The 21,095-nt window shown below is 68.0% G+C and carries 25 protein-coding genes and 1 tRNA gene; 11 read left to right on the top strand and 15 right to left on the bottom strand.

The genetic code is table 11. The features are described from left to right. Positions 1–86: 86 nt before the first annotated feature. Positions 87–3,236 carry an isoleucine--tRNA ligase gene (gene ileS, locus EP28_RS01830; RefSeq protein WP_049982299.1) on the bottom strand — a complete coding sequence of 1,050 codons (3,150 nt, stop codon included), beginning with the start codon at positions 3,234–3,236 and terminating at the stop codon, positions 87–89. A 131-nt stretch (positions 3,237–3,367) separates the two neighbouring features. Between ileS and EP28_RS01825 the strand changes: the two genes are divergently transcribed. Continuing rightward, entirely contained in the window at positions 3,368–3,817 is a 450-nt protein-coding gene (locus EP28_RS01825; protein ID WP_049982298.1) for an Lrp/AsnC family transcriptional regulator, read from the top strand. Between the two features lie 101 nt (positions 3,818–3,918). Here EP28_RS01825 and EP28_RS01820 read toward each other — a convergent pair whose 3' ends face one another. The 5 genes from EP28_RS01820 to EP28_RS01800 all read right to left on the bottom strand — a co-directional run bounded on the left by EP28_RS01820 (position 3,919) and on the right by EP28_RS01800 (position 7,281). Further along, positions 3,919–4,416, bottom strand: coding sequence for a DUF7332 family protein (locus EP28_RS01820; RefSeq protein WP_049982297.1), 498 nt, complete (start codon positions 4,414–4,416; stop codon positions 3,919–3,921). 88 nt (positions 4,417–4,504) lie between these two features. Further along, positions 4,505–4,876 carry a methylglyoxal synthase gene (locus EP28_RS01815; RefSeq protein WP_049982296.1) on the bottom strand — a complete coding sequence of 124 codons (372 nt, stop codon included), beginning with the start codon at positions 4,874–4,876 and terminating at the stop codon, positions 4,505–4,507. Positions 4,877–4,955: 79 nt separating this feature from the next. Continuing rightward, positions 4,956–5,243 carry a lipoyl domain-containing protein gene (locus EP28_RS01810; RefSeq protein WP_080506020.1) on the bottom strand — a complete coding sequence of 96 codons (288 nt, stop codon included), beginning with the start codon at positions 5,241–5,243 and terminating at the stop codon, positions 4,956–4,958. Beyond that, on the bottom strand, positions 5,240–6,268 hold the full coding sequence (locus EP28_RS01805) for an alpha-ketoacid dehydrogenase subunit beta (protein ID WP_049982295.1): 1,029 nt from the start codon (positions 6,266–6,268) through the stop codon (positions 5,240–5,242). The genes EP28_RS01810 and EP28_RS01805 overlap by 4 nt, the downstream gene beginning before the upstream one ends. Continuing rightward, the gene (locus tag EP28_RS01800) at positions 6,265–7,281 is read right to left on the bottom strand and encodes a thiamine pyrophosphate-dependent enzyme (protein ID WP_049982801.1); all 1,017 of its coding nucleotides are present in this window, start codon (positions 7,279–7,281) and stop codon (positions 6,265–6,267) included. Before EP28_RS01800 ends, EP28_RS01805 begins: the two co-directional genes overlap by 4 nt. Before the next feature lie 149 nt (positions 7,282–7,430). Between EP28_RS01800 and EP28_RS01795 the strand changes: the two genes are divergently transcribed. After that, entirely contained in the window at positions 7,431–7,970 is a 540-nt protein-coding gene (locus EP28_RS01795; RefSeq protein WP_049982294.1) for a CBS domain-containing protein, read from the top strand. A 37-nt stretch (positions 7,971–8,007) separates the two neighbouring features. On the opposite strand, the gene EP28_RS01790 is transcribed toward EP28_RS01795, so the two are convergent. Both EP28_RS01790 and EP28_RS14630 read right to left on the bottom strand, forming a co-directional pair. Further along, positions 8,008–8,199 carry a hypothetical protein gene (locus tag EP28_RS01790; protein WP_049982293.1) on the bottom strand — a complete coding sequence of 64 codons (192 nt, stop codon included), beginning with the start codon at positions 8,197–8,199 and terminating at the stop codon, positions 8,008–8,010. After that, on the bottom strand, positions 8,196–8,324 hold the full coding sequence (locus EP28_RS14630) for a hypothetical protein (RefSeq protein ID WP_255358263.1): 129 nt from the start codon (positions 8,322–8,324) through the stop codon (positions 8,196–8,198). Before EP28_RS14630 ends, EP28_RS01790 begins: the two co-directional genes overlap by 4 nt. A 217-nt stretch (positions 8,325–8,541) precedes the next feature. On the opposite strand from EP28_RS14630, the gene EP28_RS01785 reads away from it, so the two are divergent. From EP28_RS01785 to EP28_RS01775, 3 genes are all read left to right on the top strand, one after another. Further along, the gene (locus EP28_RS01785; protein WP_196219584.1) at positions 8,542–8,859 is read left to right on the top strand and encodes a DUF8134 family protein; all 318 of its coding nucleotides are present in this window, start codon (positions 8,542–8,544) and stop codon (positions 8,857–8,859) included. Between the two features lie 80 nt (positions 8,860–8,939). Beyond that, positions 8,940–10,688 (top strand): nitrite/sulfite reductase, encoded by a 1,749-nt coding sequence (locus EP28_RS01780; RefSeq protein ID WP_049982292.1) that lies wholly within the window; start codon positions 8,940–8,942, stop codon positions 10,686–10,688. A gap of 2 nt (positions 10,689–10,690) precedes the next feature. Then, the gene (locus EP28_RS01775) at positions 10,691–10,999 is read left to right on the top strand and encodes a DUF6360 family protein (RefSeq protein ID WP_049982291.1); all 309 of its coding nucleotides are present in this window, start codon (positions 10,691–10,693) and stop codon (positions 10,997–10,999) included. Positions 11,000–11,032: 33 nt separating this feature from the next. On the opposite strand, the gene EP28_RS01770 is transcribed toward EP28_RS01775, so the two are convergent. After that, positions 11,033–11,797 carry a ribonuclease H-like domain-containing protein gene (locus EP28_RS01770; RefSeq protein WP_049982290.1) on the bottom strand — a complete coding sequence of 255 codons (765 nt, stop codon included), beginning with the start codon at positions 11,795–11,797 and terminating at the stop codon, positions 11,033–11,035. Positions 11,798–12,125: 328 nt separating this feature from the next. On the opposite strand from EP28_RS01770, the gene EP28_RS01765 reads away from it, so the two are divergent. Further along, positions 12,126–12,905 carry an SOS response-associated peptidase gene (locus tag EP28_RS01765; protein ID WP_049982289.1) on the top strand — a complete coding sequence of 260 codons (780 nt, stop codon included), beginning with the start codon at positions 12,126–12,128 and terminating at the stop codon, positions 12,903–12,905. Between the two features lie 138 nt (positions 12,906–13,043). Beyond that, entirely contained in the window at positions 13,044–13,295 is a 252-nt protein-coding gene (locus EP28_RS01760) for a hypothetical protein (RefSeq protein ID WP_049982288.1), read from the top strand. Positions 13,296–13,336: 41 nt separating this feature from the next. Here the strand turns inward: EP28_RS01760 and EP28_RS01755 are convergent, their stop codons facing one another. From EP28_RS01755 to EP28_RS01745, 3 genes are all read right to left on the bottom strand, one after another. Continuing rightward, positions 13,337–14,815 carry a small ribosomal subunit Rsm22 family protein gene (locus tag EP28_RS01755; RefSeq protein ID WP_049982287.1) on the bottom strand — a complete coding sequence of 493 codons (1,479 nt, stop codon included), beginning with the start codon at positions 14,813–14,815 and terminating at the stop codon, positions 13,337–13,339. A 40-nt stretch (positions 14,816–14,855) separates the two neighbouring features. Further along, positions 14,856–15,629, bottom strand: a complete 774-nt coding sequence (locus EP28_RS01750; RefSeq protein WP_049982286.1) for a prephenate dehydrogenase/arogenate dehydrogenase family protein — start codon at positions 15,627–15,629, stop codon at positions 14,856–14,858. Positions 15,630–15,717: 88 nt separating this feature from the next. Then, positions 15,718–16,995 (bottom strand): MFS transporter, encoded by a 1,278-nt coding sequence (locus EP28_RS01745; protein ID WP_049982285.1) that lies wholly within the window; start codon positions 16,993–16,995, stop codon positions 15,718–15,720. Positions 16,996–17,328: 333 nt separating this feature from the next. On the opposite strand from EP28_RS01745, the gene EP28_RS14625 reads away from it, so the two are divergent. The 3 genes from EP28_RS14625 to EP28_RS01735 all read left to right on the top strand — a co-directional run bounded on the left by EP28_RS14625 (position 17,329) and on the right by EP28_RS01735 (position 18,519). Beyond that, complete coding sequence (locus EP28_RS14625) at positions 17,329–17,451, top strand: hypothetical protein (RefSeq protein ID WP_255358262.1); 123 nt, start codon at positions 17,329–17,331, stop codon at positions 17,449–17,451. Continuing rightward, complete coding sequence (locus EP28_RS01740) at positions 17,444–18,379, top strand: NAD+ synthase (protein ID WP_049982284.1); 936 nt, start codon at positions 17,444–17,446, stop codon at positions 18,377–18,379. Before EP28_RS14625 ends, EP28_RS01740 begins: the two co-directional genes overlap by 8 nt. A gap of 69 nt (positions 18,380–18,448) precedes the next feature. Beyond that, positions 18,449–18,519 (top strand) — tRNA-Gly (locus EP28_RS01735). Positions 18,520–18,697: 178 nt separating this feature from the next. Here EP28_RS01735 and EP28_RS01730 read toward each other — a convergent pair. From EP28_RS01730 to EP28_RS01720, 3 genes are all read right to left on the bottom strand, one after another. Then, complete coding sequence (locus tag EP28_RS01730; RefSeq protein ID WP_049982283.1) at positions 18,698–19,171, bottom strand: redoxin domain-containing protein; 474 nt, start codon at positions 19,169–19,171, stop codon at positions 18,698–18,700. A 103-nt stretch (positions 19,172–19,274) separates the two neighbouring features. Beyond that, the gene (locus EP28_RS01725) at positions 19,275–19,778 is read right to left on the bottom strand and encodes a DUF367 family protein (RefSeq protein ID WP_049982282.1); all 504 of its coding nucleotides are present in this window, start codon (positions 19,776–19,778) and stop codon (positions 19,275–19,277) included. A 55-nt stretch (positions 19,779–19,833) separates the two neighbouring features. Next, a complete protein-coding gene (locus EP28_RS01720) occupies positions 19,834–20,130 on the bottom strand; it encodes a DUF7565 family protein (RefSeq protein WP_049982281.1) in 297 nt (98 codons plus the stop codon). Between the two features lie 143 nt (positions 20,131–20,273). On the opposite strand from EP28_RS01720, the gene EP28_RS01715 reads away from it, so the two are divergent. Beyond that, on the top strand, positions 20,274–21,065 hold the full coding sequence (locus EP28_RS01715; RefSeq protein ID WP_196219583.1) for a PHP-associated domain-containing protein: 792 nt from the start codon (positions 20,274–20,276) through the stop codon (positions 21,063–21,065). Positions 21,066–21,095: the final 30 nt, after the last annotated feature.

The following is a 21,095-nucleotide window of genomic DNA, read 5'->3' as shown; positions in this document are numbered from 1 at the left end:
CGAAGAACGACCGACCGGTCCGTCGCTCAGTCTCAGAGACGCGGCGTTCGATCGATTCGATCGCCGGGGCCGGAGTCGTGTTGCGCCTACGCGACCGGTTCGATTCCGATCGTGACGGTGACGTCCTCGACGTCCCACTCCTCCGTGAGCCCCTCCTCTCCCGCCGCCTCGCTCGGGTCGTCGAGCCACGCGTCGGCTCGGACTTCGCCGGCGATCAGGTCGGCGTGATCGTCGACGAATCCGGCGACGCGATCGTCGTCGACGGCGACGCCGACGCGGATCCGCGCTTCGACGTCTAAATCGAGATCCTTTCGCATTTCCTGTATCCGGCGAATCACGTCGCGGGCGTACCCCTCGGACTCGATCTCCGGCGTCAGCGACGTGTCGACGTACACGGCTCCGCCATCGAACTCGACGCCGGTGACGCTCTCCGGTGGTTCGGCGACGTACTCGACCATCGCGTCGTCGAGGTCGACGGGCTCGCCGTCGACCGTGACCTCTCCGGCCTCAACGGCCTCGCGGGTCGCCCCCTGCACCGCTTCCATCACTTCCTGGGCGTCGCCGCCGAAGGCGGGACCGATCTCGCTCATCTGCGGCTCCGCGGTCTCGACCAGTTCGTCGAACGCGTCGGTGACGCGAACCTCGCGGGCGTTGACGCGGTCGGCGATGAGGTCTGCGAGCCGCTCGACGGCGGCGGCGACCTCCTCGTCGTCGGTCTCGACGACGACGCGCGGCACGGGCCACCGGAGCTTGCGACCGGCCTGCTGGCGGGCGTTGGCGGCGGCCTCTTCGACGTCGCGGAGGACCGCCACGTCGCGTTCGAGGTCGGGATCGCGGAGGTCGTCGTCGGGCTCCGGATACGCGAGCTGGTGGACCGTGGTCGCCTCGCCGTCGAGCGTCTGGTACATCCGCTCCGTGAGGTAGGGAGCGATCGGCGCGAGCAGTCGGATCACCTCGTCGAGGACCGTCGCGAGGGTCGCGTACGCCCCGCGCTTCGAGGCGGAGTCGGCCTCCTCCCACATCCGGTCGCGGACGGCTTTCACGTAGAACCGTGAGACGTCCTGCGTGACGAACTCGATCACGGCGTTGACGGCGTCGCTGACGCGGTAGTCGTCCCACGCCTCGGTGACCGCCGTCTCGACCGACTGGAGCCGGGAGAGCACCCACTCGTCGACGAGTTCGAGGTCGCCGTCCGACAGGTCCGGATCGGCCGGGTCGTACCCGTCGAGATCCATGTATTCGAGCGGGAACCGGAACACGTTCCAGAGGATGTTGAGCTTCCCCTGGATCTCTCCGAGCCCGTCCCACTCGAACGCGAGATCGACCCCCTGTTGGTCGTGACTGAGCAGGTAGGTCCGCAGCGGGTCGCGACCGGCTCGCGCTATCGCCTCCTCGGGCGTGACGATGTTGCCGACGGACTTGGACATCTTCCGGCCGTCTTCGTCGTTGGCGAACCCGTGCATGATCACCTCCTCGTAGGGGACCTCGCCGACCGCGGCGGTCCCCATTCCGAGCTGGGACCAGAACCAGCCGCGGGTCTGGTCGTGCGCCTCGATTATCAGGTCCGCGGGCCACAGTTCGTCGTGGGCGGTCTCGTCGCTCGGGTAGCCGAGGGTTCCCCACGAGGCGACAGAGGAGTCGAGCCACACGTCGAAGACGTCCTCGACGCGGCGGTACGTCGTACCGTCCTCGACGATCGTCAGGTCGTCCACCGAGGGCCGGTGGAGGTCGATCGTGTCGGGGTCGATATCCGCTTCGACCCGATCCGCCAGCTCCTCGCGGGTGCCGACCACGATCATGTCCTCGTCGAGGTGGTCCGGGTCCGCGTCCTCGGGCACCCAGATCGGGATCGGAACGCCCCAGTAGCGCTGGCGAGAGACGTTCCAGTCGGGCGCGTCCTCGATGAAGTCGCGGAATCGGTTGTCGCGGGCCCACTGGGGGTGCCACTCCGACGCCTCCATGTTGTCGAGGAGGTCGTCTTTCACGTCCGTGATGGAGATGAACCACTGGTCGGTGACGAGCTGGATGATCCCGGTGTCACACCGCCAACAGTGGCCGTAGCTGTGCTCGACGGTCCCGTGCGCGAGCATGTGACCGTCGGCGACGAGGTCGTCGATGATGTCGCCGTTGGCGTCGCGGACGAACTCCCCGGCGTACTCGCCCGCCTGGTCCGTGAACTCCCCGTTCGGACCAACCGGACAGTAGACATCGAGTCCGAGCTCCGTGCCGCGGTGGAAGTCCTCCTCCCCGTGGCCGGGCGCGGAGTGGACGAGTCCGGTCCGGTCGGCCTCGACGTAGTCTGCGGCGTACACCTGCCCCGCGCCCTCGAAGTCGGGATACTCGGCGACTCGGTCGGCGAGCGGGTGGTCGTACGCCCAGCCGACGAGGTCGTCTCCAGAGAGTTCCGCTTCGATCTCGTAATCCTCGTAGCGTCCCGCTGTCAGGACGTCCTCGACGCACTCGGCGGCGACGTAGAGCAGTTCCTCCGCCCCGTTCTTCTCCGCGCGGACCGCGTTGTAGGTGAGGTCCTCGTCGACCGCGACGAAGGTGTTCGCCGGGATGGTCCACGGCGTCGTCGTCCAGATGACGAGGCTTCCCTCGCGGTCGGCCAAGGGGAACTTCACGTAGATGGAGGGGTCCTCTACGTCTTCGTACTCGACCTCGTTGTTGGCGAGTCCGGTCTCACACCGGGGACACTGCGAGATGGAGCGTTTCCCCTGCTCGACGAGCCCCTTGTCTGCGACCTCAGAGAACGCCCACCACGCGGCTTCCATGTACTCGGGGGAGACCGTCTCGTACGGGTCCTCCCAGTCCATCCACACGCCGATCGACTTGAAGTCCTCGTCCATCGCCGCACGGTTCTGTAAGGCGAACTCCTTACACCGCTCGATGAACGGCTCCATGCCGTACTCCTCGATGTCGCGTTTGTTCTCGAAGCCGAGTTCCTCCTCGACTTTCACCTCTATCGGGAGCCCGTGCATGTCGTAGCCGGGTCGGTCGGTGACGCGGTGACCAGTCATCCGCTTGTGGCGGATGACGGCGTCTTTCAGCGTCTTGTTCCACGCCGTCCCGAGGTGCATCTGGCCGGAGGTGTACGGCGGTCCGTCGACGAAGAAGAACGGCGGGTCGTCGGCGTGCGCCTCTTTGGCCGCCTCGTAGGCGTCGGCGTCGTCCCAGTACTCGTCGACCGCCGACTCGACGTCGGCGGGCGCGTACTGGTCGTCGATATCGTCCATACAGATCGCTCTTGGCGCGGATATTTGAATACGGCGGAGTCACGCACCGATGTGTCGTGGTGTGTCACGGGTCGTGTATCGCGAAGACACGGCTCCGGAAGGGCCAAGTCCGGCGAATACGTATTACACGCATGGAACTCGACGAGACGGACCGCGCCATCCTCCGAATCCTTCAGGCGGATGCACGAACGCCGTTCTCCGAGGTCGCACGCCGGATCGACATGTCCAGTGCGACGGTCCACGACCGGGTGGGTCGCATGGAGGAGGCGGGCGTCATCGAGGGATACCACGCGTCGGTCGATCCCAAAGCGGTCGGGTACGGCGTGAGCGCGTTCGTCGGGCTCCGGGTCGAACAGGGTCGCGAGGAGGATGCACTCGACGGGCTCCGAGACGTCGACGAGGTCCGCGAGATCCACCTGACGACCGGCGAGTGGGACGTGCTCCTTCGCGTCGTCGCCGTCGACACCGGGAGCCTCCGGGAACTGATGTTCGACCGGATAGCGGAGATGGACGGCTTCTCGCGGTCACAGACGATGATCATCCTCGAAACTGATTACGAGGAAGATGGTCCCCCGGTCTGACGTCGGGACTCGCCGGCGGACGGATCGGCGGACACCACCGTCGCGTGCAGCGAACGCGATCCCGCACCGCTCGCGAATCTGAACGCGTCACACAGAACACGTCAACACGGGACGACGCCCGCGCTCGACCGGAACGGGGAGCCGCTATCCCGGTACTCCGTCTCGTCTATCGACCCGCCGAACATCGGGAGGCGAAGCTCGTAGGTGTACAAGATGTCGAACGCCGCAAACGGGTCGACGCCGTCCGCGATCGCCTCCCGTGCGGTGAGTCTGACGCCTGCCGCGAGCGTCACGATCGAATCGCCCTCCAGCATACCGGCCGCCTCGATTCCGAACTCGTTTCCGACCGCCGGATCCGTCAACACGGAGAGGTGAACGAGCGCGTCCAGCGTCGCCCCGGTCTCGCCTATCGAGATCGGATAGCCGTCACCGGTGAAACACGCCGTCATCGGCTCGACCGAGCCGTCGGTCGGCTCACCGGAAAGTCCGCCGTCAGCCGCCTGAGCCGGTCCTGCGAGGGCCGCGCCGCTCGCAGCCCCCGGGGCGGCGAGGAGCAGCGCGAGCGCGACGACGACGTGGAGCCGATTCGGACGGTTCATCGCCGGATCGTACGGCGGCCGGGGGTAAAACACCGCCGGACAGAGTATCCGCGGTGATAATTGGCGGCCTCGGCGAGACCGAACGCGCTCAGCCGTCGCCGAGGAGTCCCTCGACGAGGAGGTCTGCGGAGGCGACGTTCGTCGCCAGCGGGATGTCCTTCACGTCGCACACGCGCAACAGCGCCGAGATGTCCGGCTCGTGTGCCTGCGCGGTGAGCGGATCCCTGAGGAAGACGACGCCGTCTATCGCTCCGTCGGCGATCTGTCCCCCGATCTGGAGGTCGCCACCGTACGGCCCCGATGCCTGTCGATTCACCGCGAGACCCGTCTCGTCTGCGATCCGCTTCCCCGTCGTCCCCGTCGTCACCAGTTCGCACTCCCCGAGGGCGTCGGCGTGAGCGGTGACGAACGCGACCATCTCGTCTTTCAGTTCGTCGTGAGCGATGAGCGCAAGACGCATACCACCGACCGCACGTTCCGGCGGTACATAATCCCCCGGTCCCGTCGAGCGACGTCGGGAGTGTCAAGGGGACGTGCACTCACTCGGACCGGATCCACCCGAGCGTGTCACCGATCTCGAACGCGTCGTCTTCGCTCACGACTATCTCGTCGAGAGTCCCCGCGACGGGCGCGTGGATATCGACGCTCACCTTCTCGACTTGTATCTCACAGACGGTATCGCCGGCTTGCACCGACTGACCCTCGCGGGTGAACCAGTCGATGACGATCCCCTCTGTCTCGTCGACGTCGTCCTCCCAGTCGCCAGTGGCGCGAACCGCCACCCGCATCCCGGACCCGCCGTCGGTCACGCGTCTCCGATCGGTCATTCTCCCGAGACGACCTCGCGGACGCTCGATTCGATGTCCGTGGCGTCCGGAATGACTTCGTTCTCCATCGGACGGGCGTACGGGATCGGGACGTCGGGGACGGCCACCCGCTCGACGGCGTCGAGCGCGTCGAGGTCGCCGTCGGCGACGCTCGCGATTATCTCTCCGGTCACGCCGAACGACCGGTAGTCCTCGTCGACGACGACGAGCCGCCCGGTCTTCCGGACGGACTCGACGATCGTCTCCGTATCGAGGGGGACGAGCGTGCGGAGGTCGACGACCTCCGCGTCGATATCGTCCGCCGCGAGCGACTCCGCCGCGTCGAGCGCCCGGTGGACGTGGAGGCCGAGCGTGACGATCGTCACGTCCGCTCCCTCGCGTTTGACGTCTGCCGACCCGAAGGGGATCGTGTAGTCCGTCTCCGGGACCGGCGTCTTCGGGCCGTCCGGGGCCGGCATCCAGCCGATACCCATCAGCCGCTTGTGGAAGAGGTACATCACCGGGTCGTCGTCGCGGATCGCGTTGTGCATCAGCCCCTTCGCGTCGTACGCCGTCGACGGCACGACGATCTTCAGCCCCGGTACGTGTGCGAACGTTCCGTACAGCGTCTGTGAGTGCTGTGCGGCGTCGTTGTACGTTCCGCCGACGGCGGCCGTGAGAACGAGCGGGACGTTCACGTTCCCCCCGCTCATGTAGGTGTTCTTCGCGAGCTGGTTGTAGATCTGGTCCATCGCGACCCCGAAGAAGTCGACGAACATCAGCTCCGCTATGGGTCGCATCCCCTCTTGGGCGGCACCGACGGCGGCCCCGAGATACGCCGTCTCGCTTATCGGCACGTCCATGATCCGGTCACGGCCGAACTCGTCGAGGAGCCCTTGGGTGCTGTCGAAGATGCCGCCGTAGTCGGCGACGTCTTCGCCCATGTAGAATACCTCCTCGTTCGCGCGCATCTCGTGGGCGATCGACTCCACCATCGCTCGGCTCATCGTCAGCTCGCGGTCGACCGCGTCGTCCGCGTCGCTCATCGGTCCTCACCCCCTGCGAGATCGAAGTCGGGCTCCTCCGTCGTCACGCCCGACGGCGGGTTGACGAACACGTCGTCGTAGGCGTCCTCGGGGTCCGGCTGTGGCTGCTCTTTCGCCCACGCGATCGCCTCCTCGACCCGCTCTTCCGCGTCGCCGCGAATCGCCGCGAGGTCGTCGTCGCCGAGGCCGTGGTCGCGAAGCGTCGATTCGAGCCTCTCGATCGAGTCGCGAGCGAGCGCCGCCTCTTCGTCGTCGTCGGGACGATACGTCTGCGGATCGCCCATGAAGTGGCCCATCCGGCGGTGGACTTGCACCTCCAAGAGAGTCGGTCCGTTCTGGTCGCGCGCGCGACCGATGGCCTCTCCGGCCGCCTCGTAGACGGCGAGGGCGTCGTCGTGGTCGACGCGGAAGCCGGGCATGTCGAAGCCGGCCGCCCTCTCCGAACCGTTCTCCACGTCCGTGACGCGCTCTTTCGGCATGCTTATCGCCCAGTCGTTGTCCTCCACGACGAACACGACCGGCAGGTCGTGAACGCTCGCGAAGTTCAGCGATTCGAGGAACGCTCCCTGATCGATCGCGCCCTCGCCGAGGAACGCGACCGCCACGGAGTCCTCGTTTCGCTTCTTCGCCGCCAGCGCCGCCCCGGCGGCCGGCGGACACCCCTCGGCGATGATCCCGCTACAGGCGAAGTTTACGTCGGGGTCGAATAAGTGCATGTGACCGCCTTTCCCCTTACCGAGTCCCGTTTTCCGTCCGAAGATCTCGGCGGTCATCCGCTTCAGGTCCACGCCCTTCGCGATGGCGACGTGGTGCGGTCGGTGCGGCGCGGTTACGGTGTCGTCCGCTTCGAGGTGGTGACAGACGCCGACGGCCGCCGCCTCTTGTCCCGCAGCGAGGTGGAGTTCTCCGGGGATCGGCCCCGCCGAGATATCGAACGCCGGCTGTTTTCCCTCCAGATACTCCTCTTGTAAGCGCTCCTCGTAGTGACGCGCCGTGACCATGTCGGCGTACAGCGCTCGCATCCTGTCTACTGATACCATGACACGATGTCGTACACGATCGATGATAGTGTTTCCGGCGGCAGGCGGACCTCCGGCACTGTCCCGCTGCGATATCAGACGCCGCCGAAACCTTTTCTAATAACCCGGAGTTATCTGTCGGCATGGAACTTCCGACGCCACAGGACCTCCGCGAGCGCCGAACGGACCTCGAGTTGACACAGAGCGAACTCGCGGACGCGGCCGACGTCTCACAGCCGCTCATCGCGCGGATCGAGGGCGGTGACGTCGATCCGCGGCTCTCGACGCTGCGTCGGATCGTCAACGCGCTCCACGCGGCCGAAGGCGAGGTCGTCCGCGCGACCGACCTGATGAACGAGACCGTCATCAGCGTCGCGCCCGACGACGCGGTGCGTGAGGCGGTCGAACTGATGGAAGCGGAGGCGTACTCGCAGTTACCGGTCCTCCAGAGCGGGGTGCCCGTCGGGTCGATCAGTCAAGGCGACGTGATCCACGCCGGCGACAACGTCGGAGAGCACCCGGTCAGCGAGGTGATGAGCGAGTCGTTCCCCACCGTCGCGCCGAGCGCGACGGTCGACGAGGTCCGGAACCTGCTCGACCACTACAAGGCCGTGATGGTTACCGACGGGGGCGAGACGGTCGGGATCATTACCGAGGCCGACATCGCGGCGCACCTGTCGTAGGGCGCGCTTCGGCACGCGGTCGTCTCCGCTACTAACGTTACTCCCGTCCCTCCGAGAGTTTCTCCCAGATCTCCGTACAGCCCGCGCCGTCTTCGAGGTCGTCGAGGTGACTCGCGTCGCCGTCCGCCGGTCGCGGGTCGTCGTCAGCGTCGTCGTCGCTCGGGACCGCGCCGTGTTCGGCCCCGGTCTCCGACTCGTCTTTCGGCGGCGGTGCGGTGTCGAGCGTCATCGGTGGTCCCCGTCTGCGCCGCGCTCGAACAGCTCCGGTGCCACGTCAGCGGACGCGTGCTCTCTGTGCTCCGCACTCGCCGGAACGGCGGCGGGTGCGTTCGATCCGGTAGTCGGGTCGGTCATCGATATGGTCCACGGCCTATCGGGGCATAAGCGGCCGTTCAGGAGTAATTCACACCACTACTCGGGGATACCGGAACCGGTGTCCGGTACTCGTGACGGCCGAGCGGCGACTATTCCCGCCTCTGTCGGGCGATTTCGTCCGTCCACCCACGTCACGGAAACGCCGGCCGTTTGCACGCACCGACACGCATTGACGGCCCCGCGTCTAATTCGACCCGTGACAACTCGCCTGCGAGTCCTCGACGACGGTGCGTGGATCTCCGTCGACGACCACCGAGAAGTGCGCGTTAGCGAACTGTGGCGGCTCGACACCGACGAATTCTGTGGCTGCGATCTCGCCGATCTGGTAGTCGAGAACTTCCAGACCGTCGGCGTCGACGGGCCGACCGTCGAGGTCCGCGTGTACGGACAGTGTATCGCCTGCGGCGCGTCCGGAACGACCGGCTGGATACCCGTCGGACGGATTCGCGACGGTTCCTTCGCCGCACTCGATCGGTCCGCGATCAGACGCCCACGCCCCGAGATGAACCAGTGATAGTTGCCGCTTCGGGGCAGCACCGGGGAAGGTTGACTCGACGCAGTCGCCTATGTGGTGGGGGCGTGTAGCCGATATCGATGCCAACGGACGTCGAAAACTGGAAGTCGGAGGTCTACGGGTCGGAGATCCGGGACCACCTGTTCGAGTTCGCAGAGCAGGGGTTCGACTCGATCCCCGACGACGAGCGGGACGCGTGGTTCGAGCGGTTCAAGTGGTGGGGCCTGTACCACCAGCGGAACGGACAGGAAGGGTACTTCATGATGCGGATCGGGACGCCGAACGGCGTCCTCGAACCCGGGCAGCTCCGCGTCGTCGGCGAGGTAGCCGACGAGTACGCCCGCGGTCCGGGGACGAACCCGATCTTCGGCGACGCGTACGCCGATTTCACCACCCGACAGTCGATCCAGCTCCACTGGATCGAACTCTCGGACGTGCCCGCCGTCTTCGAGAAGCTCGAAGCGAACGGGCTCTCGACCCAGCAGGCCTGTGGCGACTCGTGGCGGAACATCGTCGGCAACCCCGTGGCCGGCAAGGACGCCCAAGAGGTCATCGACGCGTGGCCCGTCATCCGCGAACTCAACGAGACGTTCAAGGGGAACGACGACCACTCGAACCTCCCGCGAAAGTGGAAGGTGTCTGTGACGGGCTCCGCCGACGGCTCGGGTCAGGGCGACATCAACGACCTCGCCTTCGAGCCCGCGTACAAGGACGTCGGTGGCGAGGACGTCGTCGGATTCAACGTCCGCGTTGGCGGCGGTCTCTCGCGCAACGAGCCGCGGCTCGCACGGGACATCGACGTCTGGGTCTCGCCCGAGCGCGTCTCCGACGTGGCCGGCGGGCTCTCGGCGCTGTTCCGTGACAACGGCGACCGCGAGGACCGCTACAACGCCCGGATCAAGTTCCTCGTCGACGAGTGGGGAGCCGAGAGGGTCCGCGAGACGCTCCAGGAAGAGTACGTCGACTTCGAGCTACACACCGCCGGCCGCGACGTCCGCGAGGAGTACACGTACAACACGGGCGCGGGAGAGAGAAACGACCTCATCGGAATCCACGACCAGAAGGACGGGGCGAACTTCGTCGGTCTGAACGTCCTCGTCGGGCGGATGGGTGCTGAAGACGTCCTCGAACTCGCGGACGTCGCAGACGAGTACGGCTCCGGCGAGGTGCGTCTCTCGCAGCGCCAGAACGTCATCGTGACCGACGTGCCGGACGACGCGCTCGACGACCTGCTCGACGAACCGATCTTGGAGCACTACTCCCCGTCGCCGTCGCCGTTCATGCGCGGCTCCGTCGCGTGTACCGGCACGGAGTACTGCTCGCTGTCCATCGTCGAGACGAAGAACCGACAGGTCCGGTACGCCCGGTGGCTCAAGGAGACCGTCGATCTGCCCGACGACGTCGACCAGTTCCACATCCACCTCTCGGGCTGTACGGCCTCCTGCGCGCAGCCGCAGATCGCCGACGTGAGCCTGCGCGGCATGAAGACGCGCAAGGACGGTGAGCCCGTGGAGGCGCTCGACGTCGGACTCGGCGGCGGGCTCGGCGCGGAGCCGCAGTTCGCCCGGTGGGTGACCCAGCGCGTTCCGGCCGACGAGGTGCCGGGCGCCATCGCGAATCTGATCGACACCTTCGCCGCCGAGCGCGAGGAGGGCGAGTCGTTCCGGGCGTTCGTCGCCCGCCACGACGACGACGAGCTGGACGCGTTCGTCGACCCCGAGGAGACCGACTACGACGATCCCATGATGCACAACACGAAGCGGACGTGGTACCCGTACGCTGAGGACGACTCGCTCGACGCAGCGCCCAACGCGCCCGCGGACGACTGATGATGGCCGACAGGCTGCTTCGGGTGAACGCGTACACCACCCTCGATCTGGTCGACGGTCGCGCCCGCGGCCACGAGTTCGAGACGGACGCGCCCGGCGTCGTAAACGTCACGGCCCCGCGGGAGGACCCGGAGCATGTGACGCTACAGGTCGAACTCGACGGGACGGACACCGACGCGATCGCGCCGCACGCCGACGAGATCGACCTCTCGCCGGCGCAGGCGCGGACGCTCGGCGACGCGCTGGAGTCGACCGCCGATCGCGTCGAGGCGGCGCGAGCCGAGTCGTCCGCCGACGGCGACGACGGATAGCGCGCAGCTCCCGAGTCTCGGCGAATCTCACCCTCACTCCGCCGTGCGATCGGCGACGAAGACGCTCTCGTGAAGCGACTCACAGACCACGTCGGCGAGCGCGCGCAGGTTCGCCGCGTCCTCGCGGTTGTACGAGACGAGCGTGTCGAGCGCGTCCTCGTCGCCGCGCTCGTACTCGCGCCACAGTCGGACCGCGTCGCGCCCGGAGATGTCCGGGCGGTCGCGCTCGATCCCGAGCTGTGTTTCGATCGGTTTCAGTCCACCCGAGAGCCCAATCCGCTTCGCGGGATACATCAGATCGAGGTGCGGCGTGTCGACCTCGATGTCGAATGAGGTCTCCAAGAAGGGGACGTCGAAGCGGGCACCGTTGAACGTCGCGACCAGGCTGGCGTCGCGGAACTCTGCGGCGATCGCCTCGGCTGTGAGGTCCTCGCCGGCGACGAGGGTCGTCGTCTCGCCGTCGCGGTGGAAGCTCACCGTAGTGACCCGGTCGCGGTGCTCGTCGAGTCCCGTCGTCTCGATGTCGAAGAAACACGTCTCAGAGCGGAAGTTCTCGTACAGCCGCCAGCGCTCCCCGCTCGGGAACGCGCGGTCGAAGTAGGCGGCGTCGCCGTCGTCGAGCCGGGGCAGCGCCTCGGCGATGAACGACTCGATCCGCGCCGCGGTCGTGCCCCCGACGCCGGCGACGTCGACGGCGGGGTCGAACGCCTCCCACGTCGTGACCCCGGATTGCCAGAGCCGGCGCTCCGTCGTCTCGCCGACGCCCTCGACCGGGATGAAGCTGTTCTCGATGCGCATACTCGACCGCGGCGTCGCGCTGATAAAAACCCGACGGGAGCGAGAGCGCCGACAGTTCATAAACGAGAGCGCCGAAGGCCATACCAAGCGCGATAGCGCACGGCCGTCATCGACCGGCGCGCCGCCGAGCGGCCGCTTACGAGCGGGCGCGAGGGGCTCGCGAGGGAGGCGTCCGGCGGACGCGGACCGCCTCGCGTCCGCCGGACGCCGAGGCTGGGGAGGGACGAGGGCGGCGCTCGGCCGAGCGCCCGTGCCGGCCCGCGTCGGCCGGTCGCATCGCTCTGTCCCGCTTCGCATTTAACTACCCGCCGCACGAATCACCGACAGAATGTGCGGCCGCTACACGCTGTTCACGCCCGCCGCCGACCTCGAAGCGCGGTTCGACGCCGACTTCGACGGTCACGAGCCGAGCTACAACTGCGCGCCCGGACAGTCGCTCCCGGTGATCACCGACGAGGACCCGGCGACGGCGACGCAGATGGAGTGGGGACTCACCCCTCAGTGGGCCGACGAGCCGTTCGACCTGATAAACGCTCGCGCGGAGACCGTCCGCGAGAAGCGGAGCTTCGCCGATGCCTTCGAGCGCCGGCGGTGTCTGGTGCCCGCGGACGGGTTCTACGAGTGGGTCGAGCGGTCCGACGGCACCGCCGGACGCTCGTCCGGAAAACGACCGTATCGCGTCGCCTTCGCGGACGACCGGCCGTTCGCGATGGCCGGGATCTACGAGCGGTGGGAGCCGCCCGAGCCGGCGACGACCCAGACCGGGCTCGACGCCTTCGGCGACGCGAGCGACGGAGGGGCCGGCGACGGTGACACCTCCGACGACGGGACGGACGCGGTCGACGACGGGAGCGGCCGCGACGTCGTCGAGACGTTCACGATCGTCACGACCGAGCCGAACGACCTCGTCGCCGACCTCCACCATCGGATGGCCGTCATCCTCAGCCCGGACGAGGAGGCGACGTGGCTCCGCGGCGACCCCGGCGCGGCCGCAGACCTGTTAGATCCGCACCCTGACGACGACATGACCGCGCATCCGGTGTCGACGCGGGTGAACTCGCCCGCGGTCGACGCGCCGAAACTGATCGAGCCGGTCGGCGCGGAGTGACGACGCGGAGTTATAGCGCGGAGTGACGGCAGCGAGCCGGATGCCTCGCTGGCGCACCGGGTTTTCGCCGGGCGTCTCGTGTCGTCGACCGCTCACGGAAGAACGTTTTTCACCCTCGTCGCGGTAGCTGATCGCGTCATGTCGGTTCCCCTCCAAGGCGTTCCCGTCGGTCCGGAACTGTTCGTTCTGCTCGTCGTCCCCGTGTTTTTCGCCCTCGTGGCGGTGGTCGTCTCGGCGCTCATCTATCGGGACGCGAAGCGCCGCGACAGCGGCCACGCGATCGCGTGGGCGGTCGGCGCGTTCTTCGGCGGCCTGATCGTCTGGATACTCTACTTCGTCGTCCGGGATGAAGTCGGGCGTGCCGGCTCGGCGACGCGGGGCGGGCTGTAACCGGCCGCGGGGGTTCATCGCACCGGCCGCGGAGTCAACTCTCAGGGCGCGACGAGGTCGACGACCGTCTCGTCGTCGACGACCACGTTGTACGCCTCCTCGTCGTCGTTCCAGAGGACGAGCCCGTTCTCGACGAAGACGACCGCCCCGTAGTCGGCCTCGCGGAGGTCGCGGTTCAGCGTCGTCTCGCGGGTGCAGACGAGGTAGTGGTCGACCGTCTGTGAGCCGTCGCCGACGAGGTATAACGCGTTGTCGCCGCCGCTGAGGTCGTGACTGAGCTTCACCGCGAGCAGGTTCACGCGGTCCGTGACGTGCGACTCGGAGTCGGCCATGGGCGCGCACCGCTCTGCGCTCGCGCGCACGTCCACCCGCCGTCTCCCGTCGGGCCTGAGGATCGCGTACGCGAACTGCACGTCGGTGTTGACGAACTCGCCCGGTTCGTCTCCAGCCTCGCGCGAGGCCGCCTCGTCGAGCCGGCGCTGGAACGGCGGCACGTCGAGGTCGGGCGCGACGTCGAACGACCATCCGCCGTCGGCGGGGACCGAATCCGGCCACAGGCGGAGCGTCGGCGCGTACACGGACACCCCCGTCTCGGGCGTCGCGACGGCGCGCTCCACCTCCCGGAGCCCCATCGCCGTGTTGCGGTCGGCGGGCGCGAACGCGACGACGCTCCCGTCGGCCGCGAGCCGGTCGAGCGCGGCCTCGACGACCGCGACCGGGTCGTCCAACTCCGAGAGGACGTTGCCGAACACGATCAGGTCGAACTCGCCGGCGTCGGCGGCGGCTTCGCCGTCGACCGCCCCGTCCGCGTCGCCGGTCCCCGCTGCCTTGCCTTCTGTCCCCAGGAACTCCTCAGCGGTCGTCCGGTGGATCGTCGACCGGAAGTTGCGCCCCGTCTTGTCGAGCATGTGGTCCAGCACGTCGGCGGCCGCGCTCGGCTCCACCGCGTGGTAGTCGACGACGGCGTCGTCCAGCAGGTAGTCGTGAATTCCGAGCGCCGGACCGCCGACGCCCGCGCCCACGTCGAGGACTCGGAGCGTCCGGTCCAAAAGTCCGTTCTCCGCGAGGTCGTCGAGCACGTATCCCACGGTCGCGTAGTACGCGGGCAGGTGATACGTGGCGTAGCCGAGCGCGGCGACGCGGTCGTAGGCCACGTCGTTCTCGTAGAGGTAGTCCGTCTTCAGTCGCCGGACGGCCTCGCGAAGGCGATCGCCGGACTCTCCGCGGTGCCAGTTCGCACCGAACTCGCCGACGAGGAGGTCTTCGAGCGCGAACGAGTATGCGTCCGGAAGCGCCGCCGGCGACCAGCTCGGATCCGGGATCGGTCCCGTTTCGACGGGCTCGAAGGTGCCGTCGTCCCGTTCCCGAAGCCGAAGGTCGAACGCCTCCTCGCGGAGCGTCTCGCGGACGACCGCTGGATGCGGCGTCCCCTCCACGTACTCCGCGATCTCGTCGGGGTCGATCGGTCTCACGTTCCGCAGGTAGTTCGCGTTGTCCCGGACTGCCTCTCGGTCTATCATGGTGTGTCGTCTCCGTCTCGGGTCCGCCTCGCATCTCCCGTCACTCGTGTCGCTCCCGCTCCTCGCGGTCGCCGCGAGCCGCTTCGTATAGCGACGCAAACGCCTCGTCGTCCGCGTCGGCGATCTCTCGGGCCACCGCCGCGACCTCCTCTGCCCCGTCGAACGCGCGCTGGATCTCGGCGTACACCTCGGGAGATCCCTCGGTCACCGTGGCCGCGACCTCGTCGAGCGCGGCCGAGACGGGCGTGTGAAACTCCTCGCGCACGTCGTCGCCCGCGAGCCGCCACGCCAGCACGGCCGCGTGCGCGCCGGCCTGCACCGTCTCCATCGCCTCGTCGTGTTCCGCGGGCGTCGTCTCGAACACCTCGTTGCCGCCCGCCTCGATCGCCGCGGTGATCCCCTCGACGACGGGTCCGGTCGCGTCCGTCACCGCGGCGACGTTACCGGGAACGCGCGGCGGGGCGAAGAGCGGGTGGTAGCTCGCGCGTTCGAGCGCCGGCGCGTGCTCGCGCATCGCCGTGACTGCCTCCGTCATCTCACCAGACACGTCCACCATCGCCCGCTCCGCGCGGGGCGCGTACCCCTCGACCGCGGCGGGAACCGCCGACATCGGCACCGCGAGACACACCGCGTCGTGTGTCGTGTCGCCGCCGGCTGGGACTACGTCGGCGTCGCGACTCTCGGCCGCGTCGGCGGCAACGTCGGGATCGCGGTCCGCGAAGGAGATCGTCGCGTCGAGCGGCGACTCGTCGGACCCGACCGTGTCGGCGATCCAGCGGCCGATCTCGCCCGCTCCGACGATCAGGAGGTCCATCTGTCGTCCGTACAGATGACACGAGCGCGGTAAAAAGGCTCGAATCGAGCGGCCGGTCCGGTGAACGGGTCTGGCGACCGGGCCCCACTCACTCCGAGACCGACCGATCGGTCTCGAACAGCCCGTCGATCCCCCTCCCGGGCGCGATCGCTTTCACCGCCGGGAGCAGCGCGATCGCGACCGCGAGTTCGAGGCCGCCGACCGCGAGAAACGCCGGCGTGTATCCGAACAGCTCCGTGGTGCCGCCGCCGACGAGAAACCCCGTGAGGAAGCCAAGCGAGCCGAACACGTTGAAAAGCCCCATCGCCGCGCCGCGCGCCTCCGGGTCGACGAGGTCGGTGACGAGCGCCATCGTCGCCGGTGCCATGAGCGCCCCGCAGACGCCGACGAGCACCATCAGGCCGGCTGCGACCGGGTAGACCGGCGCGACGCCGACGCCGATCGTGACGACGCCGTACGCGAGCGACCCCGCGACGACCGGGAGAAACCGGCCGATCCGGTCCGACAGCGACCCGAACGGAGCCTGCAACAGCGCGAACGGGACGAAAAACAGCGCCAGCGTCGCGCCCGCGCCCGCAGCCGAGAGGCCGAACGTCGTCGGGTCTTGGAAGTAGTACACGCCGACCAGCGCGAAGAACCCGGCGGTGAGGCGGTCGATGAACCCGAACGCGAGCGGGACCAGAAGCCCCGACGTCGACCGTGTCCGGTCGAGCACGGCACGGAAGCCGACGCTGGCCCGGTCCGCGTCGGCTCCGAGAATCCCACCGTCGCCAGCTCCCCCGCGGCGGGCTCCCGCGATCGTCCGCTCGTCGACGGTGGCCGCGGCGGCCGCCGCGGCCGTAAGCACCGCGCCCCCGGCGTACACCGGATAGAACGTGTTCAGGTCGGCGAGCGCGCCACCGACGACGGACCCGACCGCCGCGCCGAGCCCGATCGCGAGCCCCGCGGTGCCCATGTTGCGACCGTTCCCACCCCGCAGGTCCATAAGCGAGGTGATAGCGAGCGAGAACGCCCCGATCGTGAGTGCACCGCCGACGACGCGGACGACGAGCACGGCGTCGAAGCCGAAACCGAATTTCGGGAGCGCCGCGAGCGCGACGTAGGAGACCGCACCGCCGAGCGCGCCGACCACAACGAGCGGGAGTCGGCGGCCGAGGGCGTCGCTTGCGGCCCCCCAGACGACAGCGAAGGAGACGAACGCGCCGAACTCCGCGACGAGGAACCACATTCCGGCGTCGATCCCGGCGGGCGCGCCGAGCGCGACCACGAGATCGGGAACCCCCGGATACAAGAGGACCTGCGAGATCAACACCGCGAGCACGACCCCTCCCAGCCGGCGACGCGTCCCGCGGTCCGCTTCCGTCATGGTTTTATGACCGAGATGCGCGCTCAAAAGACCGACGCTCTCGGAGCCGACCGTTCGGTGCCGTCTCCGACCGGGTCGTTCCGCGCTCCGCCTCACCTCGCGACGTGTGTCGTCGACCGTGTGCCTGCGCGCGTCGGCGGCGCGTGCTCCAACCGCATGTTACCAGCCCACCCGACACCGAGAGACTATCTGACTGTTCAGATAACACTCCTTTCCTACTCATATCACACGTTCTATTGTGTTTTATCGGACATACACCACTGTATTCGATGTATTCCTTAAACACTTCGTACCACGAGTATTTATTCGCTCGCCGAAAAGCGCGGCACGATCATGACCGATCGAATCGCAAGTCGGCCGTGCGCGCACTGTCACTCGCTCGCGACCGCCGACCGGACCGCGAGCGCCGCGACCGGTGATCCGTCGCCGGCACGGGAGGATCACACCGATGGGTGACCGCGGATCGTCGGCGTTCGAATCGGATGCGCTCGACGGACGGTCGGCGGTCGGCCCGTCCGTGTCGACGTCGTCGGAGGCGACCGACGCCCAGCCACAGGCGGGACGGTCGGCTGCCGACACGGACCTGACGCTCGGCGCGGCAGACCCCGCGACCGAGCGAGAACGTGTCTGTGCGTTCATCGAGCGGACGGTCGGAGACGCGGCCGCGGACGGCGTCGTCGTCGCCATGAGCGGCGGGCTCGACTCCACCGTCACGGCGGCGCTGGCGGTCGAGGCGCTCGGATCCGAGAACGTGTACGGGCTGATACTCCCGTGTAACAAGATCGGGGCACCGCACGCGAGGGACGCAGAGGCCCTCGCGGACGCGCTCGGGATCGACCACGACACGGTTCACCTCCAGCCGCTCTTCGCGCAGTTCGGCGCGGTCGCGCCGGAGCGGTTCGGCCTCCATGACGACCCGGTTCGCTCCGGCAACGCGATCGCGCGGCTCCGGATGACGATGGCGTACCTCGCCGCGAACGCGACGAACCGGCTCGTCTGCGGGACGGGAAACCGGAGCGAGCGGCTGCTCGGCTACGTCACGAAGTACGGCGACGGCGCGGCCGATCTTCTGCCGCTCGGCCACCTGTACAAGACGGACGTCCGCGCGCTCGCAGCCGAGATCGACGTGCCGCAGTTCGTCGTCGAGAAGCCGCCGACGGCGGGGTTTCTCCCGGGACAGCGAGACGAAGACGACCTCGGTGCGCCCTACGAGACGATCGACCGCGTGCTTCGTCTCGGCGTCGACCGCGGCCTCGATCCGGAGGCGATCACGGAGCGACTCGCGTCGACGGACGGGGTCGACGCGGCGACGGTCGCCGACCTGCTCGCGCGACACCGCGCGACTGCGCACAAGCGTGGCCCGCCGCTGATGCTCGACGAGTGATTGCCAGCCGGTCGAACCGGCCGCCGGAAACGCTACGTTGAAGTATCGCGGTCGGGTACCGGCGAGTGCGCACCGTTGGTCCAGTGGTAGGACATTAGCTTCCCAAGCTAATAGCCCGGGTTCAATTCCCGGACGGTGCATTGCTGCGGCGAACAATCCGTGAGCCGCGGAATCAGCGGGGGAATTGAACCCTGGAAGCCGCAGCCTAGAACGGCCGAGCGGAGCAAGGCCGCACGCTTGGACCGTCTTCCTCCGGTTCAATCCCCGGACGGTGCACTCCTCGAATGAACTGAGAGAAATCGCCGGTCGCGCGGGGTTTCAGGCCGACTCGGCGGCGGAGAGGACGGCCTCGTAGTCCGGTTCGTTGGTGGGCTCGTCGGCGACCCAGCTGTAGACGACCTCGCCGTCGTCGTCGACGACGAACACGGCACGGTTGGCGATTCCGTATAGCCCGAGGTCGGCGATGTCCATCTCCAGGCCGTACGCGCGGGTCGCGTCGCCGGCCATGTCGCTCACGAGGTCGAACTCGATCCCGTGTTCCTCGCGGAACGCCCCGAGCGAGAACGGCGAGTCGGCGCTGAGGCCGAACAGCGTCGCCCCGGCCGCCTCGAACTCGTCGGCCCGCTCTTGGAACGCGATCATCTCGTTCGTGCAGGGCGGCGTGAACGCGCCGGGGAAGAACGCCAAGACGACCGGTCCGTCGCCGAGTTGATCGGTCAGGTCGAACGGTTCGTGGTCGCTCGTGCCAACTGTCGCGGTGAACGTCGGTGCGGTGTCTCCTTCGGATACCATCGTCTGACCATACGGTCGATCGACCGAAAAGTGTTGTCTCACACCCGATACTCTCCGACAGCGGATTCGAGGCGGGATTTCGACGCCCGCCGACGGACAGCGGTCACTCGCGGTCAAGGTACTCCTGTTGGACCGCGACGACCTCGCGCGAGTCCTCGCAGTCGGCGTAGCGCCGAAGCGGCTCCTCGTTGAGGTCGAGGAACGTCTCGCCCCACGTGAACTTCGCCATGACCCGCTCGGCGTGGTCGGGCTCGCCGAGGATGGCGAGCGCGCCGGCGAACGCCTCGACGGTCGTGAGACGCATCGGTCGTCCGAAGTTCACGGGGTTGCCGGCCACAAGGTACGGCAGCGCGCGGTGCTCTCCGGGAAGCGTGAACTGTTTTTCGCCCGCAGACTCCCACGAGCAGTCGAGCGCGACGAGCGCGTTCTCGCGAGCGGTCTCGGCGTCGGCCGGCGACAGAGCGCGCTCCGCGTGGGGATTGAGGACGATCCCGTACGGGGTCGCGCGGTCGGACCGGTGGAGCGTCGCGAGGTCGAACCGCGCGAGTTTCCGTGCCGTACACTTGTCGGGGTCGTCGTCGCCCTCGTACCGGACGTGCAGGTCCACAGAGGGTGTTCGGGGGTCGTCGGTATAAACGACAAGGACCGCGCTCGACTGGAGGTTACTCAGAGCGGTCTAACTGCTCGACGACGCTCTGGAGGTCCGCCTCCTGCTCGATGTCGCGTTTGATCTCCTCGCGGCGGCGAACGGCGGCGGAGTCCGCGTCGTACGCCCGAACGAACTCGGCGCGGGTGTGCTCGTCGAACGCGTGTCGGATCGCGAAGTAGCCGTCGGGAACGATCGTTCCGCACACCTTACACTCGTGGCGCTGGTGGCCGTTCGTCTGGTGGACGATGGCCGATTCCACGTCGTCGAAGGCGGCGTCACAGCCGTCGATGCCGCACGTCCAGCGGGGCATGTCCATGTGGTCGCCGCCGAGGGGGATTAACCGTTTCCCCCGCTTCTCGCCGGACCGGCCGCGGGGGAGGCGTCTGCGGTTCCGCCGCCGGCGCGTGACCGTCGAACGATACGCCTTTGCTCGGCGACGCACATCACCTACTCGTGACCAGACCGAGAACGCGCGTCGACGCACATGTGAAGGTGCTCGACGACGACGTCGTGGCCCTCGCGAAGGAGCGAGGGATCGACGCGCTCGTGTACGCCCCACACTTCACCCGCCTACCGACGATCCGAGATCGTGCGGCTCGGTTCTCCGACGATGATCTCACCGTCGTTCCCGCCCGCGAGGTGTTCACCGGCGACTGGGGCAACCGGCGACACGTCCTCGTGCTCGGCCTGTCCGAACCGGTTCCCGATTACATCACCTTCGAGGCGGCGATGGCCGAGTTCGATCGGCAGGACGCGGCCGTGCTCGTTCCGCACCCCGGGTTCGCGACCATCTCGCTCACGCGCCCGGAGATCGCCGCGCACGCGGACAGGCTTTCCGCGATTGAGACGTACAACACGAAGCTGCTCCCGCACCAGAACGCGCGGACGCGACGGATCGCGGAGGCGACGGGCCAGCCGGGGTTCGGCTCGTCGTACGCCCACCTGCGCGGCACGGTCGGCGAGGCGTGGACCGAGTTCGACGCCGCGCTCGACGGCGTCGACGACGTCGTCGACGCCTTCCGTACCGGGCTGTCACGGACGGTCGTCCACCGCGGCGGCGCGGCCCACCAAATCCGCGGAATGGTCGAGTTCGCCCACCTCGCGTACGAGAACACCTGGGAGAAGCTCGATCGGCTCTTCTTATCTGGCGACGAGCCGACACTCCCGACGAACGTCGCCTACGAGGGGCGATTCTCCGACGTGAGCGTCTACTCGGGTGCACTGTCGGATTACCGGCCGAAGTAGAGAGCGGCGACCCGAAATCCGGCACCCGAG

It is taken from the genome of Halorubrum sp. BV1 (assembly GCF_000746205.1).
GTDB lineage: Archaea > Halobacteriota > Halobacteria > Halobacteriales > Haloferacaceae > Halorubrum.
The sequence above is the reverse complement of the archived record's forward strand: the minus strand, read 5'-3'. Positions and strand labels throughout refer to the sequence as shown.

Excerpts from the sequence above, each read along its gene's own strand:
- EP28_RS01820 (WP_049982297.1), bottom strand. The coding sequence starts at position 4,416 with ATGAACCGTCCGAATCGGCTCCACGTCGTCGTCGCGCTCGCGCTGCTC.
- EP28_RS01805 (WP_049982295.1), bottom strand. The coding sequence starts at position 6,268 with ATGAGCGACGCGGACGACGCGGTCGACCGCGAGCTGACGATGAGCCGA.
- EP28_RS01765 (WP_049982289.1), top strand. The coding sequence starts at position 12,126 with ATGTGCGGCCGCTACACGCTGTTCACGCCCGCCGCCGACCTCGAAGCG.
- EP28_RS01815 (WP_049982296.1), bottom strand. The coding sequence starts at position 4,876 with ATGCGTCTTGCGCTCATCGCTCACGACGAACTGAAAGACGAGATGGTC.
- EP28_RS01825 (WP_049982298.1), top strand. The coding sequence starts at position 3,368 with ATGGAACTCGACGAGACGGACCGCGCCATCCTCCGAATCCTTCAGGCG.
- EP28_RS01795 (WP_049982294.1), top strand. The coding sequence starts at position 7,431 with ATGGAACTTCCGACGCCACAGGACCTCCGCGAGCGCCGAACGGACCTC.
- EP28_RS01755 (WP_049982287.1), bottom strand. The coding sequence starts at position 14,815 with ATGATAGACCGAGAGGCAGTCCGGGACAACGCGAACTACCTGCGGAAC.
- EP28_RS01780 (WP_049982292.1), top strand. The coding sequence starts at position 8,940 with ATGCCAACGGACGTCGAAAACTGGAAGTCGGAGGTCTACGGGTCGGAG.
- EP28_RS01775 (WP_049982291.1), top strand. The coding sequence starts at position 10,691 with ATGGCCGACAGGCTGCTTCGGGTGAACGCGTACACCACCCTCGATCTG.
- EP28_RS01770 (WP_049982290.1), bottom strand. The coding sequence starts at position 11,797 with ATGCGCATCGAGAACAGCTTCATCCCGGTCGAGGGCGTCGGCGAGACG.
- ileS (WP_049982299.1), bottom strand. The coding sequence starts at position 3,236 with ATGGACGATATCGACGACCAGTACGCGCCCGCCGACGTCGAGTCGGCG.
- EP28_RS01810 (WP_080506020.1), bottom strand. The coding sequence starts at position 5,243 with ATGACCGATCGGAGACGCGTGACCGACGGCGGGTCCGGGATGCGGGTG.
- EP28_RS01760 (WP_049982288.1), top strand. The coding sequence starts at position 13,044 with ATGTCGGTTCCCCTCCAAGGCGTTCCCGTCGGTCCGGAACTGTTCGTT.
- EP28_RS14630 (WP_255358263.1), bottom strand. The coding sequence starts at position 8,324 with ATGACCGACCCGACTACCGGATCGAACGCACCCGCCGCCGTTCCGGCG.
- EP28_RS01790 (WP_049982293.1), bottom strand. The coding sequence starts at position 8,199 with ATGACGCTCGACACCGCACCGCCGCCGAAAGACGAGTCGGAGACCGGG.
- EP28_RS01740 (WP_049982284.1), top strand. The coding sequence starts at position 17,444 with ATGGGTGACCGCGGATCGTCGGCGTTCGAATCGGATGCGCTCGACGGA.
- EP28_RS01750 (WP_049982286.1), bottom strand. The coding sequence starts at position 15,629 with ATGGACCTCCTGATCGTCGGAGCGGGCGAGATCGGCCGCTGGATCGCC.
- EP28_RS01720 (WP_049982281.1), bottom strand. The coding sequence starts at position 20,130 with ATGCCCCGCTGGACGTGCGGCATCGACGGCTGTGACGCCGCCTTCGAC.
- EP28_RS14625 (WP_255358262.1), top strand. The coding sequence starts at position 17,329 with ATGACCGATCGAATCGCAAGTCGGCCGTGCGCGCACTGTCACTCGCTC.
- EP28_RS01745 (WP_049982285.1), bottom strand. The coding sequence starts at position 16,995 with ATGACGGAAGCGGACCGCGGGACGCGTCGCCGGCTGGGAGGGGTCGTG.
- EP28_RS01730 (WP_049982283.1), bottom strand. The coding sequence starts at position 19,171 with ATGGTATCCGAAGGAGACACCGCACCGACGTTCACCGCGACAGTTGGC.